Source organism: Imhoffiella purpurea (assembly GCF_000585215.1).
Taxonomy (GTDB): domain Bacteria; phylum Pseudomonadota; class Gammaproteobacteria; order Chromatiales; family Chromatiaceae; genus Imhoffiella; species Imhoffiella purpurea.
Genome location: NZ_AONC01000066.1, coordinates 23,078 through 38,001 on the forward strand (window position 1 = coordinate 23,078; position 14,924 = coordinate 38,001).

The 14,924-nt window shown below is 63.2% G+C and carries 12 protein-coding genes and 2 pseudogenes; 7 read left to right on the forward strand and 7 right to left on the reverse strand.

Annotation, left to right across the window (positions count from 1 at the left end):
• Positions 1 to 55: 55 nt before the first annotated feature.
• Positions 56 to 2,713 (reverse strand): Cache 3/Cache 2 fusion domain-containing protein, encoded by a 2,658-nt coding sequence (locus D779_RS23190; protein WP_043756844.1) that lies wholly within the window; start codon positions 2,711 to 2,713, stop codon positions 56 to 58.
• 342 nt (positions 2,714 to 3,055) lie between these two features.
• On the opposite strand from D779_RS23190, the pseudogene D779_RS18135 reads away from it, so the two are divergent.
• Positions 3,056 to 3,550, forward strand: a pseudogene (locus tag D779_RS18135) (class D beta-lactamase); the annotation flags it as partial.
• A 70-nt stretch (positions 3,551 to 3,620) separates the two neighbouring features.
• Here the strand turns inward: D779_RS18135 and D779_RS18140 are convergent.
• Positions 3,621 to 4,541, reverse strand: coding sequence for a nitroreductase family protein (locus D779_RS18140; RefSeq protein ID WP_043756847.1), 921 nt, complete (start codon positions 4,539 to 4,541; stop codon positions 3,621 to 3,623).
• 406 nt (positions 4,542 to 4,947) lie between these two features.
• Between D779_RS18140 and D779_RS18150 the strand changes: the two genes are divergently transcribed.
• From D779_RS18150 to D779_RS22400, 5 genes are all read left to right on the forward strand, one after another.
• Entirely contained in the window at positions 4,948 to 6,318 is a 1,371-nt protein-coding gene (locus tag D779_RS18150; RefSeq protein WP_043756853.1) for an SLC13 family permease, read from the forward strand.
• Between the two features lie 112 nt (positions 6,319 to 6,430).
• Positions 6,431 to 7,339, forward strand: a complete 909-nt coding sequence (locus D779_RS18155; protein WP_043756856.1) for a LysR family transcriptional regulator — start codon at positions 6,431 to 6,433, stop codon at positions 7,337 to 7,339.
• 355 nt (positions 7,340 to 7,694) lie between these two features.
• Entirely contained in the window at positions 7,695 to 8,471 is a 777-nt protein-coding gene (gene blaOXA / locus D779_RS18160; RefSeq protein WP_043756859.1) for a class D beta-lactamase, read from the forward strand.
• 96 nt (positions 8,472 to 8,567) lie between these two features.
• Positions 8,568 to 8,825 carry a hypothetical protein gene (locus D779_RS18165; RefSeq protein WP_043756862.1) on the forward strand — a complete coding sequence of 86 codons (258 nt, stop codon included), beginning with the start codon at positions 8,568 to 8,570 and terminating at the stop codon, positions 8,823 to 8,825.
• A 202-nt stretch (positions 8,826 to 9,027) separates the two neighbouring features.
• Positions 9,028 to 10,617, forward strand: coding sequence for a phospholipase D-like domain-containing protein (locus tag D779_RS22400; protein WP_157726452.1), 1,590 nt, complete (start codon positions 9,028 to 9,030; stop codon positions 10,615 to 10,617).
• A gap of 213 nt (positions 10,618 to 10,830) precedes the next feature.
• Here the strand turns inward: D779_RS22400 and D779_RS23000 are convergent, their stop codons facing one another.
• The 5 genes and pseudogenes from D779_RS23000 to D779_RS18190 form a co-directional block, all read right to left on the reverse strand.
• A complete protein-coding gene (locus tag D779_RS23000; RefSeq protein ID WP_232424239.1) occupies positions 10,831 to 11,412 on the reverse strand; it encodes an ABC transporter permease in 582 nt (193 codons plus the stop codon).
• A gap of 175 nt (positions 11,413 to 11,587) precedes the next feature.
• Positions 11,588 to 11,941: pseudogene (locus tag D779_RS23230) on the reverse strand (ABC transporter permease); the annotation flags it as partial.
• Positions 11,938 to 12,876 (reverse strand): ABC transporter ATP-binding protein, encoded by a 939-nt coding sequence (locus D779_RS18180; RefSeq protein ID WP_081763592.1) that lies wholly within the window; start codon positions 12,874 to 12,876, stop codon positions 11,938 to 11,940. The gene D779_RS18180 and the pseudogene D779_RS23230, both read right to left, overlap by 4 nt.
• Positions 12,877 to 13,043: 167 nt before the next feature.
• Positions 13,044 to 13,997: an HlyD family secretion protein gene (locus D779_RS18185; RefSeq protein ID WP_052348256.1), complete on the reverse strand. Its 954-nt coding sequence runs from the start codon at positions 13,995 to 13,997 to the stop codon at positions 13,044 to 13,046.
• A gap of 2 nt (positions 13,998 to 13,999) precedes the next feature.
• On the reverse strand, positions 14,000 to 14,653 hold the full coding sequence (locus D779_RS18190; RefSeq protein ID WP_043756872.1) for a TetR/AcrR family transcriptional regulator: 654 nt from the start codon (positions 14,651 to 14,653) through the stop codon (positions 14,000 to 14,002).
• Positions 14,654 to 14,679: 26 nt separating this feature from the next.
• Here D779_RS18190 and D779_RS23005 point away from each other — a divergent pair.
• The coding region (locus D779_RS23005) for a hypothetical protein (RefSeq protein ID WP_232424240.1) at positions 14,680 to 14,924 on the forward strand (245 nt) is incomplete at its 3' end.

Below are 14,924 nucleotides of genomic sequence, written 5' to 3' on the forward strand. Positions count from 1 at the left end.
AACCCTGGCCATCCGCCCGAATTCCGCCAGCGGGCATGCCTCGATGCGACAGCTTTCAACCGCGATGCGCGAGCCTGGGCGGCCCCTTCAGCCTGAAGATTGAGACCGACTGCATCAGGGTGCGGGACTGGTCCTCGAGGCTCTCCGCCGCCGCGGCGGCCTGCTCGACGAGCGCGGCGTTCTGCTGGGTGACCTCGTCCATCTGTCCGATGGCCCGCGAGATCTGGTCGATGCCCTCGCTCTGCTTGCGGCTGGCGTCGGCGATCTCGGTCACCAGGGCCGCGACCTGCTTGAACGAGGTCACGATCTCGTCCATGGTCCGGCCCGTCTGCTCGACCAGGCTGGCGCCCTGGTCGACCTGGGAAACCGAACGGTCGATCAGCGTCTTGATCTCCTTGGCCGCCTGCGCGCTGCGCTGGGCCAGGCTGCGCACCTCGGCGGCCACGACCGCGAATCCCTTGCCCTGCTCGCCCGCGCGGGCCGCCTCCACCGCGGCGTTGAGCGCCAGGATGTTGGTCTGGAAGGCGATGCCGTCGATCACGCCGATGATGTCGGTGATCTGGCGGCTGGACTCCTGGATCGAGCCCATGGTCTCGACCACCCGGCTCACCATCTCGCCGCCGCGTACGACCATGTCGTTGGAGCTGCGGGCCAGTTCGTTGCCCTGCTGGGCGTTGCGCGTGTTCTGCTTGACCGCCGTGTTGAGTTGCTCCATGGCGCTGGCGGTCTCCTCGAGACTGCTGGCCTGGGTCTCGGTCCGGGTCGAGAGGTCGCTGTTGCCCGCGGCGATCTCGCTCGCGGCGGTATTGATGGTATCGGTCGATTCCTTGATGTCGGCGACCAGCGACGCGAGGCGTGTCACCGTGGTGTTGGTCGCGTTCTTGACCTGGCCGAAGGTCCCGGCGTATTCGGTCTCGATGGTGCGGGTCAGATCGCCCTCCGCGAGCGCCTCCAGGACCTTGGCGATGTCGCCCAGTCCGCGCGCGACGATCGCCACTAGACGGTTCATGCCGTCGGACATGTCGCGGAAAAAGCCGGACTTGCCCTCCAGCGGGAGACGACGGTCGAAATCGCCCTTCAGCGCCGCGTCCAGGAGCGAGGCGAGTTCCTGCTCGGTCTCGATCTCGCCGGTCCGGTCGGTCCATTCGACGACCGTTCCCAGGGGCCGTCCCTGCTCGTCGATGACCGGGTTGGCCACGAGCGCGAAGGTGCGCCCGCCGATGTCGATCTGAGTTCTGACTCTGCCCTGCAGATCGTCGAGCATGGCGAGCGACTGGCCGGAGCCGCGATCGAAGGCGTCCAGCCTGCCGCCGATCAGCCGATCCGCACTGAAATCCGGCAGATCCCGGCGCAGGTCGGCCTCGGCGTCATGCATCAGCTGCATGACCGCCTCGTTCATGTAGATGATGGTTCCGTCCGTGTCCGCGACCATCATGTTGGTCGATGCCTCGTCGAGTGCGTGCTTGATGCGCAGGGCCTCGGCCGCGACGCGTGCCTCCTCCCGGGTTCGCCGTCCGAGGCTCTCCTGCATGTCGCGCAGCGCTCCCATGAGCGCGCCGATCTCGTCGCGGCGTGTCGTCCGGATCCGGTTGTCGTAGTCACCGTTGCCGATCCGGGCGAAGATCCGCATGACCTCGGCGAGCGGTCGTCCGATCAGTTGCCGGGACAGCAGCAGCATCACGAGCGCCAGGATCAGCACGATACCCCCGGTCACCCCGAAGGTGAGGTTGCGCAGCCGGATGCTGTCGTGGCTCAACTCGTCCCGATAGGCACCACCGGCGATGACCCATTGCCAGGCCGGGAAATAGGCGTAGAAGACGACCTTCATGCGGGGTCTGGTCTCGCCGCTCTCCGCGTTGATCCAGGGATAGCGGATGACGCCCTGTTTCTGGTCGAGCATCTCCCGGATGAAGGCATGCCCGTCCGCGTCCTCCGCATCGAGGATATTGACGCCTTCCTGCGTCGGATGGAGGACGAGCGTCCCACGAGTCGGTCCCGGCCTGGCGTCGAGGGCGAAGTAATAGCCGGTCTCGCCGATCCTCACCGAGCCGATCTCGTCCTTGATCCGTTGCAGCGCCTCGGAGACGTCCAGCGCGAGACAGAGCGCGCCAATCACCTGGCCTCCGTCGTCGAACAGCGGGCGGCAGCCGGTCATGTAGTCGCGTCCGAAGCGAACGACGTGACCCACATGGTCTTCGCCGGCCAGGAGCGACCGCCGCGCCGGATCCTCGTCTGCCATCTGGCCGAGGACCGGGCGACCCTCGGGGTCCAGGAAGCTGGTCGCGATCCGCACGAAACGCGCGCCGTCCCTGACCAGAACCGACGCGGCGGCGGTGGTCGAGGCGGTGAAGTCGGCGAGCCGCGCGGCGGATCGATCCAGCCGCAGATCGCCGCTGTAGAGGGCCGGGGTGGGGATCCCGCCGATCTCGACCACCTCGTCCGGATGCACCGAGAAGGGCGCGTCGAAATGCGAACCCAGGTCCCGCATCAGACGTTTCACCTCGTCGGAGAGGCTGGCGTCGAGCGTCGTCAGCATCGACTCGACCATTTCGGTCTGCTGCTCGATCTGCGCGACGACCTGGCGTTCCATCATGGCGTGGCTGACGTGCGCGATGCCGATGGCGAAGAGGCCCAGGGTCAGCGCGATGACGGCGGCGGCCGTCGCGGTCAGGGTCACGGCGACGGATCGGTTGGATGTCGGGCGTGCGTTCATGGTGCGAGCGGTCTCCTTGGCAGGGATGATGGGGCCTTTCGAGATGGGCGCGCTGCAGGTCTTGGGGGCGATCTAGAGCACAGGTTGTGTCGGTGCTCCGCTTCGACAAGACGCCCTTGACGTTCGAGCCGACATTCGCTGGACGGTTGGGTCGGGGGCGGCCGATGCCCTGTTCGAGGTGACCAAGGCTCGACAAGTCGGTCTCGATCGAACGACACTGCGGTCGGATGGGGTGGGGATCCGAAATCCTACGGGAGGTTCGGATTCGACGCCGAAACGGCCATCGGGTGTCGGCCTCCTTATGCGCTCCAGTATCCCTTTGGTTGGCAGGCGGCTCTGCTGCGCGAACGGGGTTCCGCCAGCGCCTTCAAGGTGTCCTGCGTCTGGTGCTATCAGATCCTGGCGCAGCGCGTGGGTGCCGAGACCTATCGGGAGGCGATTGATCAGGCCGGTTACGGCACCCTCTCCGAGCCCTTCGCGCCGACCGAGTTCTGGCTGGACGGGTCGCTGCGGGTCAGCGCCATCGAGCAGGTGGTGCGCCGCACGCTGCCCTTCGGTTCACACGCCTATGACACCCTGCGCGACATCATGGTCGTCGAGCAGACCCCGGACTGGACGCTGCGCGCCAAGACCGGCTGGTTCGCGCGCTCGACCCCCTCGGTCGGCTGGTACGTCGGCTATGTCGAGACAGACGACGACACCTGGATCTTCGCGATGAATCTTGACCTGAAGGATGAGGCGGATCTGCCGCTGCGGGCGGCGCTGACGCGGGAGGTCTTGCGGGCCAAGGGCATCATCGGCGATCCAGCAGAAGGATCTCCCGTTCCTCGATCTTGAGCGGCAACCTCGCCTTGGCGTCGCACGCCGATGATGGCGTGGCCTATCTGTCACCGTGCTGGATCACCCCTCACCGCACCCAATCGATCGCGGCGAAGGTCCGGCGAATCCCCTGACGGTATCTCAGGTGTGGATGGCCGAAGATTACGAAGAGGCCCTCTCGACTTGCCGAGCGGATGCCGTGGGCCTCGCGGAATTCTTTCGCCTTGCGGCCGTGCTGGATCATGGGGTGGATGCTGCCGATCATGCAGGTCCCCAGCCCCAGGGACTCGCCGGCGATCATGGCGTAGGTCGCGGCGACGATGGGATCGGCCGGATCGCAGTAGGCGGAACCGTAGAAGTAGATCGCCAAGGGGGCGTCGTAGGTCACCATGTTTACGCCTTGGCGCATCCGTTCGGTGTAGGTGTCGATGGTCGGACGGACGAAATCCCGGAAGAGCGCATCGTTCGCCTTGCCCCAGAACGGGCGCATCAGCCGCAGCATCCAGTCCGACACCAGCCAACGCATCCCGTCGAGGTAGTCGCAGAAGTCGCGCGCAAAGGCGGTGACCTTTTCCTGTCCATCCAAGACCAACAGGTGCACATCTGAGGGTGGAATCCCCATGGGCGCCGTCTGGGCGGCCGCCAGGATCTTGTCGATCAGCTCGGGCTCGACGGGCCGTTCTTGAAACTCCCGGATGCTGCGGCGGCGTTGCAGCAGGGCATGCAGGGATGCGTAGGGGGCGGCCGACTCGCGTTCCGGCAGGTCGAAGAGATCATCGGGCGACAGGGTGCGTCCCAGGATGCGAATCGCGCCGGTGGGACAGATCGCCATGCAGTGTCCGCAGCCGATGCAGCCGAAGAGCGGATGTCCGCTGAACGCGACGCGTCCCTGCGTGAGGACGAGTTCGTCGTCTTTGCAGACGGCCACGCAAAGCCCGCAGCCATTGCAGTGCTCGGGATCCAACTGGATGGTTGCGGCGACCGTGGTTCTGGAGGTGGGAATGGCCATCGATGGGAGGCTCTCATCATGCGCTTGCGGCGCTCGTTTGCTGAGATTGGAGCACACTCAGCGGCTTGACCGACAGCGCCTCTCTTTCGGCGTCTTGCGCGAAACCGCAAGAGCGCGCTCTGTCGGCTCGGCCGAGACGATCAACATCGGAATTGCGAGGCGCCTCCTGCAGCGCATCGACGCCCACGCCGCGCGCGCCGACAGGGTCGTGGAGATGCTCGACGGTCGGATCCTGTCACCGAACTGAATTCCGTGCCGAAGCCCGTGCCGCGACCTCAGCATCCCTGAGGCGTGACCTCCCGATATTCGATTGGACGGCGTCGAGTCATGGCCGCAGCATGGGCCACATGTCGTCAACCGAACCGGCCCGGATCCGGCGCCGACGGAACAGAAAGAGACTCGAACGATGCGCCTTCGTGTTGCCTTCGCCATCTCGGGCATGGCGCTGCTCGCCGCGCTGGTCTTCCCGCATTTCCTGCCGAGCGAGGCCGCCCTGGCATTGGCGCTTGCGGTCTTCGCCCTGGGGCTCTGGGCGACGGCGGCCGTGGCGGAATACTGGACGGCACTGGCCTTCTTCCTGCTCGCGGTGATCTTTCGGATCGCGCCGCCGCAGGTGGTGTTTTCCGGTTTCACCTCGTCGACGTTCTGGCTGCTGTTCGGCGGGTTGATCATCGGTGCCGCCATGCGCCATACCGGCCTGGATCATCGCCTGGGTCACTGGCTCTCCGGGGCCGGGAGTCTGTGCTACGCCTGGCTGATCGCCTCGATCGTCGCCTTTGGGGTCGCTTTGGGCTTCGTGATGCCGTCCTCGGTCGGTCGGGCCGTGCTGCTCATGCCCATCGTCGCCGCGCTGGCCGTCCGGCTCGGCTATGCGCAAGGTGCCAATGGGCACACCGGCATGCTGCTTGCCGCCGCCTTCGGCAGCCATGTACCGACCTTTGCGATCCTGCCGTCCAACGTGCCCAACATGATCCTGGCCGGCAGCGCGGAGACGCTTTACGGCATCCGATTCGGCTACTGGGACTATCTGTGGCTGCATTTCCCGGTGCTGGGCCTGCTGAAGTCCCTGCTTCTCGTCCTGCTCGTCGTGCGGCTGTTTCCCGATGCCGATCCGCTGCCAGTGAAGGCCGATCGGCGCAGCGTCGAGCCGATGACGCCGCACCAGCGGCGTCTCGGCCTGCTGCTTCTGCTGTGCCTCGTCCTCTGGCTCACCGATTCGCTGCACGGCATCGCCCCGGCATGGGTCAGCCTCGGCGCGGCGCTCGTGTGCCTGTGGCCGGGCTCCGGTCTGACGGGCAAGGACACGATGAACAAGGAGGTCAATCACGCCTCGTTGCTGTTCATCGCCGGCATTCTCGGCCTGGGGGCGGTCGTTGCATATTCGGGGCTGGGACCGCTGCTCGTCGACGGGCTGACGGCCATGTTCGGTCTGTCGCCCGGGGGCGGCGCGACGCACAATGCCGCCGTGCTGGCCGCGATTTCCACAGCCGTCGCCGCCGCGACGACCCTGCCGGGCGTTCCCGCCGTCATGACGCCCTCGGCGCAGGCGCTCGCCGATCTGACCGGCCTGCCGCTCGCCACGGTGCTGATGACGCAGGTGCTGGGTTTTTCCAACGTGCTGCTCCCCTACCAGTCGCCGCCCCTGCTGGTCGCCATCCAGCTGGGCGCGCTGTCGACCGCGGCCGTGACGCGGCTGTGCCTCACGCTCTTCGCCGCGACCGCGCTGGTGCTGACGCCGCTCGATCTGGTCTGGTGGCGGTTGATCGGGTGGCTGTGAGGATGGAACCGACCTGGATGCCTGCCGTGCCGAGGCCGTCCGACCCGTCTTGGACGGATCGCCAGGAAACCATGGGGACGGTGCCGCGCATGCGAAGACGGGGGAACGCGTGATGGAGGTCTATCAGCTGCGCACCTTTCTCGCCGTCGCCCGCGAAGGCAGTATCACGCGCGCCTCGGAGCTGCTGTTCCTCAGTCAGCCAGCGGTGAGCGCCCATATCAAGGCCCTGGAGGATGAGATCGGAATCGTCCTGTTCGATCGCACGCCGCGCGGCATGAGCCTGACGATCGATGGCGCCAGTTTGCTGGTGAAGGCCGAACAGGTGGTGGCGATGCATCGCGACTTCATCGACGAGGCCAAACGGATCAAGGGGCAGTTGAGAGGACAGCTCCGCCTGGGATCGATCTGCAACCCCAGCGCGCCGATGCTGGGATCGCTGCTGGCGGGGCTGTCCCGGGCCTGCCCGGAGGTCGAGGTGGTTCTGGAGCACGGCAGCTCCATCGATATCGTCCGCGCGATTCGCAGCGGAAGTCTCGATGCCGGCTTCTACGCCGAGACCGGCACGCCGGACGCCGAACTGGAGACCATTCCCGCCGGAGGATGGGCCGTCTTCCTGGCCGCGCCGCCGACCTGGGTCGTCGATACGTCCGAGCCGGACTGGCGGGCGCTGGCGCGCATGGCCTGGATCTGTCCGCAATCCGACACCTGCTGCGGACGCGTGGCGGAGGATCTGTTCGAGCGCCACGGGTTCAGGCCGGACAAGATGACGAACGTCGATCAGGAAAGCGTCACGCGAACCCTGATCGCGGGCGGTGTCGGCATCGGACTGCTGCACGCCGACGCCGCTCGCGAGGCCAGCGCGAAGGGTGAGGTCCAACTGATCGGCGAGCCGCTGCGCCATGTCGATCTCCTCTTCGCGTTCCTGCGAGGACGCGGCCACGACCCGCTCGTCGGCGCTGCGGCGACGGTGGTGCGCGGGATCATGGCCGGCCGACGCCGCGATCCGCCTGGAGGCCCGTGAGCGCGGGTCAGTCCATCAGCTCGCGGTAGGGACGACGGTTGCCCGCCGCCATCCGCACAGATCCACGCGAGCGGGCGGGCGCCTTTCCGCAACCACCGATGTGGAACAGTCCATCGTCATCGAATCACGCTTCGGCCCGGAAGGTATCCGCGATCTCGACTTGTCCCACCGAAAATAAATGCGTTTCCCTTTTCCGCGTCCCCTTTTTCCGGGATCCTGCACTCTGGTAACCGCGCCGGTTCGGATCTCTGTCGACGGCTCGGGCAAGGTGGCGTGGCCGATCTCGCCATCGGTTGCTCCGCCCCTCGTTCGCCAACCTGTCCCTGGCACTGTACATCTCACTCGGAGTGCTCTCATGCATCGTCTCGTTCCGATTCTGGTCGTTCTTCTCCTGTCCTGTCCCGTCTTGGCCGAGGACGCGGAGATCGCGTCACTCTTCGCCCACGCCGACCGCGAGGGCACGCTGGTGCTCTCCTCGCTGCGCACCGGCGAGACCTCCGTCCACGACGACGCACGCGCCCAGCGCCGCTTCTCGCCGGCCTCGACCTTCAAGATCTTCAATACCCTGATCGCCCTCGACGCCAAGGCGATCGCCGGCGCGGACGACCGCTTCATCTGGGACGGCCGGCAGCATTCCTTCCCGGATTGGAATCGAGACCAGACCCTCGCCAGCGCCTTCAAGGTGTCCTGCGTCTGGTGTTATCAGATCCTGGCGCAGCGCGTGGGTGCCGAGACCTATCGGCAGGCGATCCGTCGGGCCGGTTACGGCACCCTCTCCGAGCCCTTCGCGCTGACCGAGTTCTGGCTGGACGGATCGCTGCGGATCAGCGCCATCGAGCAGGTCGGCTTCATCCGGCAGGTGGTGCGCCGCACGCTGCCCTTCAGTCCCCACGCCTACGACACCCTGCGCGACATCATGGTCGTCGAGCGGACCCCGGACTGGACGCTGCGCGCCAAGACCGGCTGGTTCGCGCGCTCGACCCCGTCGGTCGGCTGGTACGTCGGCTATGTCGAGACGCACGGCGACACCTGGATCTTCGCGATGAATCTCGACCTGAAGGATAAAGCGGATCTGCCGCTGCGGGCGGCGCTGACGCGGGATGCCTTGCGGGCCAAGGGCATCCTCGACTGAAAAGGACGTTTCAGGGGCAGTTGGGTAAATGCACTGGACGACTTGTCTCAGGTGGATTAGAACAGCTTCTCGGAACTCAAAGCTCGGAGCCCGACCATGCCCACACCGACGATCAACCCGGACTTCGCCCCGCTGCTGGAAACCCTCGGGCAGGGTGCCAGCGACTTCTTCCTCGCAGCTGGTCTCTACCACGCAAACAAAGTCAGTTTCGCCGCCGCTACGGCTCTCGCCGGTCTTGGCTATGAGGAATTCCACTATCGGCTCAAGGAGCATTTCGGCCATGGCTTCGTCATCACCGATGAAACGGTGCACGAAGACCTTCGTCTCGTCGAAGAGCTCGTGGGTCAGCGCTGATGAGACTTCATTGGAGAGTCGGATATCGGCAGATAATCTGCGTGCCGCAGACACCTTTGGCGCATTGGTAGCGTCAGATGAAAAATAAATGCGTCCCCGTTTTCTCCGTTTTCTCTGCTCTCTGCTCTCTGCTCTCTACTCTACCCTTTTCCCCTTTTTTCATTCGGCTTACTGCCTCAGGTTTTTCTTGGAGAGAAATAAAGTGAAAGATTATTATGATTTATTTAATAAATTCTTGCGCAAGCGGAATTCTGTTTTTGTGATATCGCCATATTTTGACATCGAATTTGCTAAAAATATGATAAAAAAAATAAACCCTGAAGAAGTAATTTATGTGGTAGACGATGGTTCTGACAGAAAAGATCTCGATAAATTAAAGAGGTTACTTGAATATAACTGCGTCGAATCATATATAGCGTTAGGATCTGCGCCGGGCATTGTTCATTTAAAGGTTTTCTACATTATAAGCAAAAATAAAAGAAATCGGATTAAATCTTTTTTTAGTCGTTATTCTGCGCCTCGCAAACGAAGCGATATGATAACGGCTAGATTTCTTATGCTTGGATCAGCAAATGCTACTGATGCCGCTTTTGGCGGAAAGCGCAACGCAGAACTAATGGTGTCCATTGATTTGAATGAGAAAGATGAACGTGGAAATAACGATCAGGATTTGATAGATTTTTTGGAGTTACTAAAGAGTAAAGTTATAGCAAATAATAAAACAAGCTCTCCTGGCTTTTCTGCTCGATTAGGGGAATTTGAATTGGAATTCCCTGGCTTTGTGCTTTCCCCATTGAGTTCTGCGCCGGGATTTGACGCTTGGTTGCAGCGTGGTTTACTGGTTGCAGAATATAAAAACGATCAAAGATTTCTTTTTGTTGTTTTCGCTTTAATAAAAAACTTGCCGAAAAGCGCAATACACGGCATTTTTAGCAATGCTGGCTTTACTCAAATATCTAGTACCAAGGTTTTGCGTTATCCGTATATAGGCCAAAAATGCATTCCGGTATGCAGTCAAATTATAAATAACCCGCTGAATGAAGATGAGGATTTTGATGAGGGTGAGGATTTTGATGAGGACTTTGACGAGGATGAAGGGCGCTATAATAATGGCGGGCTATTCTCAAGTAGTCGCGCAAATAAAAACTGGAAATCAAATCATTGTTTATGGACGCATCTGGGGCTATGGGTGTCAAATGAATGTCATCAGCAACACGGGGATGTTATGTATAAAAAAAATCACAATAAACGAAATAACGAAATCGCTTTACTAAAAAATAATAAAAACAATCCAATATTTAAAAAATGTCTTGAAGATGGTTTTATTGCGCAACTCCAAACGCTTTGGGATAATCTTGTAATACAAGGTACTGACCCGCAGTCATACTTAATAAATCAATCTGGAGTATTAGATCGCGGATACTATCGAGGTATTTGTAAAAATAAAATTGAAACCGACATAATTCTTGCAAATAACCGTGATTTTGAAAAACGCTACACGACAGGGTATGAATTCCTTAAAGTTCCTCGTTTTCGACAAGACGACAGCGCTTGGGAGCTTTTTGTCGATTCTTTCTGTGAATCTCTTGAACTGGAAGCGCAAAAAGCGAAATCTAGTTCGCTTATTTTGAAAGCCATAAAACGTGCTTTTGAAGCACTTAAGCCCAGATTGTCAATTAAAAGCATGAGCGTTACTGATATCAAGAAAACTCTTAGAGATAACTGGGATAAAGAAATAAAGATAAATGGAAAGGACTATAAGTTTGGCGATGTTATATCGAATTATTTTTAAATGGGAGGCGGTCTATTGTCTGGAAGAGGCCACTGAGGTGTGCATCGACGACCGGGGCGAGATCCCTGCGCCCTCGGCTAGCCTACCTGTCAAGTCCCTGGCTAACTGGACCTTTTCCGGCGTTAAGGATTGTCTCGGTTCATGCGGTTGTTTGATTGGTCGATGCTTGGGGCTCTCCGATTTCCATGCAAGTTGCTTTGCATGAACCGTCCATCAATCCAACGTCTTACTAAACCGCGAAACCGCCAAGGCTAGCGTAATCCCCGCAAAGAGAATCAGCGCCACCACCTCCCCAGGCATATCCCCCAAGCTGGCCCCTCTTAGCATGATCCCCCGGATCATCCGAATGAAGTGAGTTAGCGGCAGCAGCTCGGAGAAATACTGGGCGGCCTTGGGCATGCCGGCGAAGGGGAACATGAATCCCGAGAGCAGGATCGAGGGCAGGAAGATGAAGAAGGTCATCTGCATCGCTTGGAACTGGGTCTTGGCGGCGGTGGAGATGACCAGGCCCAGGGTCAGGTTGGCGGCGATGAAGAGCAGGGCGGCGAGATAGACCTGATAGAGCGCGCCCCGCACGGGGACGCCGAACAGCAGCATGCCGAGGGCCAGGATGATGCTCACCTGCACCAGACCGATGAGGACGTAGGGGATGATCTTGCCGATCATCAGCTCGATGCTGCGCACCGGGGTGTTGATCAGCAGCTCCAGGTTGCCGCGCTCGGCCTCGCGGACGATGGCGACCGCGGTGAAGAGCACCATCGTCAGGGTCAGGATGACCCCGATCAGACCGGGCACGATGTTGAGCGCCGAGCGCCGAGCGCCGCTCCGGGTTGTAGAAATTGCGGACCTCGAAGACCGGCTCGCCGCTCGGTTTGTCCGCCGCCGTGTCGTAGTCGAGCGTGATCTGGGCGAGCTGGCGGGCCGCCATCAGGACCACCGGGTCGGTGCCGTCGGCCAGCAGCTGGGCGGCCGGGCGCTCGGGATCTTGCAGCCGGCGCCCGAAGTCGGGCGGGATGTGGAGGCCGACCGCGATCTCGCCGCGCCGCAGCAGCCGCTCCAGCTCCTCGGGTCCGCGCACGGTTCGATGGATGTCCACCACCTGGGTCGCCTGGCTGTCGGCGATCAGCGCCCGCGAGACCGAGGTCTGTGCCTGGTCGGCCACCCCGGCCGGCAGGTGGCGGACGTCGGTGTTGATGGCGTAGCCGAACAGCATCAGCTGGATCAGCGGGATGCCGACGATCATGCCGAAGGTGAGACGGTCGCGGCGCAGCTGCCGGACCTCCTTGAAGAGGATCGCGCCCAGTCGGGTGAGACAGCGGCTCATGGCTCGGCTCCGTCGGCATCGGTGGCGAGGACGAAGACGTCCTCCAGGCTCGGATGGACCGGCTGGACACGGGCCTCGACGCCGGCGGCCACCAGCGTCGAGCGTACCCGCTCGGGCGCGTCCTCGACCGCCTTGGCGACCAGCACCCGCAACCGCACCCCGAGCTGGGTGACGCTGAGGATGGGCGCCAGTCCGTCCAACGCCGCGCGCGCGGGTCCGGGGGCGTCCGTCTCCACCTCCACCACCAGGGCCTCCATGCCGGCATAGAGCTGGGTCGGCGTGCCGTCGGCGACGATGCGTCCCCGCTGCAGGATCGCCAGACGGTGACAGCGCTCGGCCTCGTCCATGTAGTGGGTCGAGACCAGGATGGTGGTGCCCTCGGCGACCAGGGCGAAGAGGGTCTCCCAGAAGTCGCGCCGGCTCTGGGGGTCGACCGCGCTGGTCGGCTCGTCGAGGAAGAGTAGGGGCGGCGCGTGCAGGGTGGCGGCGGCGAGCGCGAGACGCTGCTTCTGGCCCCCGCTCATGGTGCCGGCGCGCTGGCGGCGCTGCTCGATCAGGTCGTAGCGCTCCAGCTGGGCCTCGATCCGCGCGCGGCGCGTCTTGCGGGGCAGACAGTAGATGTCGGCGATGAAGCCCAGGTTCTCCTCGACGTCCAGGTCCTCGTAGAGCGAGAAGCGCTGGGTCATGTAGCCGATCTGCTGCTTGAGCGCGTCGGCGTCGCCCGGGACCGGATGTCCCAGCACCCGAGCCTCGCCCTCCGAGGGGGTGAGCAGACCGCAGAGCATGCGGATGGTCGTCGACTTGCCCGATCCGTTGGGTCCGAGGAAGCCGTAGATCTGGGCGCGCGGGACGCGCAGATCGATGTGGTCCACGGCGGTGAAGTCGCCGAAGCGGCGCGTCAGGCCGTGGGATTCGATTGCATAGTCGCTGTTCATCCTAGGCTCGGGTGTTGGACCTGGATTCGGGGATTTGAACCGCAAAGGCGCGAAGGACGCGAAGGAAAACGGAGATTTGCTTCGTGGAGTCGCATCACGGGCAACATTTCGAAATTCTTTGCGCTCTTTGCGCCTTTGCGGTTCAAGTTTTTTCTCCTGGGTATCCCTCAATGTTCGCCCGGAGCGTCGAGCTGGAAGCTGGCGACCAGCGGGACCCCGGCCGGCAGGGATTCGGGCGCGTCCTGGAGGTCGATCTCGGCCAGATAGGTTAGGCGTCCGCGATCGCGCTCGGTGAGGGCGTAGTAGGGCGTGAAGGCCGGATCGGCGAGCACCTTGCGCACCCGGCCGGCGAAGGGCGTTTCGAGACCGTCGACCGCGATGCTGGCGCCGGTGCCGGGCGCGACCCGGGCGCGGATCGTCTCGGGGACGTAGACCCGGGCATAGGGGCTGGGTCCGGCGAGCATCAGGGCGACCACCTTGCCGACGGCCGGCTGCTCGCCGAGACGGTAGGGCAGGTCGTCGAGCCGTCCGTCGCGTGGCGAGCGGATGGTCAGGCGTTCGAGGTCGAGCCCCCGCTCGCGCTCGCTGGCGCGCGCCTGGGCCAGTGCCGCCCGGGCCTGGTCGAGCTCCTCGGCGGTGGTGCCGTGCTCCAGCTCGGCGAGCGCGGCGCCGGCCCGGTCCTGCTCGCTGCGCGACTGGTCGCGCAGACGGCGGGCGGCGTCCACCGAATCGGGGCTGGTGAGCTTGCGCTTCAGCAGGGCCGACAGCCGTTCGAGCTCGCGCTCGCGTACCGCCAGGTCGTCTCGGGCGCCGCTCAGTCTGGCCCGGGCCTCGGCTATGCGCTCGGCGCGCGGGCCGCGCTCGAGCTCGGCCAGGCGGGCCTCGGCCTGCTCGCGGGCGGCCTGCGCCGCGTCCAGTCGCGCCTGCGCCCGGCGTGGATCGAGCCTCAGGATGACCTCGCCCTCGGCGAGCCGGTCGCCCTCGCGGTGCCGGATCTCGACGATCGGCTCGGAGAGCTCGGCGATCAGCTCGACCCGGTCCCATTCGAGCGTGCCGACGGCCGTGTTCGGATCCTGGCCGCAGCCGGCGAGGCCGATCAGGGCGATCGATACCAGTGTCATTCTCATGGGTCCTCGTCCTCCGGTGGTGGCTTGGGTGGGGCCAGGAGCTGCAGGATCTGCTCGGACCAGCGTCCGGCGAAGGCGTCGTCGATCGGGATCCCCATGGCCCGCTCGACGACGGGCCGGGCGACGAAGGGATAGATGGTCAGACTGAAGAGGATGAGCGTGCCGAATCTGGGATCCAGGTCGTCCCTCAACTCGCCCTTGTCCCGCCCGCCGTCGATGGCGCGCCGGAGCGCGGCGGCGACCCGCGAGGCGAACTTCTCGATGAAGAGGTTGCGGAATTCGGACTCGCCGTAGAGCACCTCGCGGATGATGAGGTTGGGCAGCCAGGGATTGGCCGCGAGCGTCGCCGCGTGTCTGGGGATCAGGTCCTCCAGCCGGGCGACCTCGCCGCGCGCCTCGGCCTCCTCCAGGGTTCGGATCAGCGGACCGATGGTCTCCTGCAGCATGGCCTCGTAGAGCCCCCGCTTGTCGCCGAAGTAGTAGTTCACCATCGCCTGGTTGACTCCCGCCGCGCGCGCGATCTCGCGGACCGAGACCCCCTTGAACGAGCCTTGTGCGAACTGATCGCGCGCCGCCGCGATCAGCGCCTGGCGCACCTCGTCCGGATCCTTGCGTCTGGGGCGTCCGGGGCCTGTCGTCGTCTTGATCATGGGTATATTAAACGATCGTTTAAATAGTGCGTCAAGAAAGCTGTCAGCTTCCAGCCTCCAGCAGCCAGCTCGATACCCTTCGGCTGGCGGCTGGCGGCTGGCGGCTGGCGGCTGGCGGCTGGCGGCTGGCGGCTGGCGGCTTTCACATCCATTTACAAAACGACACGAATCATCGAGGACCGCCCATCCTGGGCACACATCCGCCCTCTAGCATGCGAATCGTCGCCACCGTGTCGGCGGGCTCGCTCGCCGACACGGTGGCTCGGTTCGT

Bases quoted from the DNA above. Each gene is read 5' to 3' on its own strand.
- D779_RS23190 (WP_043756844.1), bottom strand. From the start codon at position 2,713: ATGAACGCACGCCCGACATCCAACCGATCCGTCGCCGTGACCCTGACC.
- D779_RS18140 (WP_043756847.1), bottom strand. From the start codon at position 4,541: ATGGCCATTCCCACCTCCAGAACCACGGTCGCCGCAACCATCCAGTTG.
- D779_RS18150 (WP_043756853.1), top strand. From the start codon at position 4,948: ATGCGCCTTCGTGTTGCCTTCGCCATCTCGGGCATGGCGCTGCTCGCC.
- D779_RS18155 (WP_043756856.1), top strand. From the start codon at position 6,431: ATGGAGGTCTATCAGCTGCGCACCTTTCTCGCCGTCGCCCGCGAAGGC.
- blaOXA (WP_043756859.1), top strand. From the start codon at position 7,695: ATGCATCGTCTCGTTCCGATTCTGGTCGTTCTTCTCCTGTCCTGTCCC.
- D779_RS18165 (WP_043756862.1), top strand. From the start codon at position 8,568: ATGCCCACACCGACGATCAACCCGGACTTCGCCCCGCTGCTGGAAACC.
- D779_RS18180 (WP_081763592.1), bottom strand. From the start codon at position 12,876: ATGAACAGCGACTATGCAATCGAATCCCACGGCCTGACGCGCCGCTTC.
- D779_RS18185 (WP_052348256.1), bottom strand. From the start codon at position 13,997: ATGACACTGGTATCGATCGCCCTGATCGGCCTCGCCGGCTGCGGCCAG.
- D779_RS18190 (WP_043756872.1), bottom strand. From the start codon at position 14,653: ATGATCAAGACGACGACAGGCCCCGGACGCCCCAGACGCAAGGATCCG.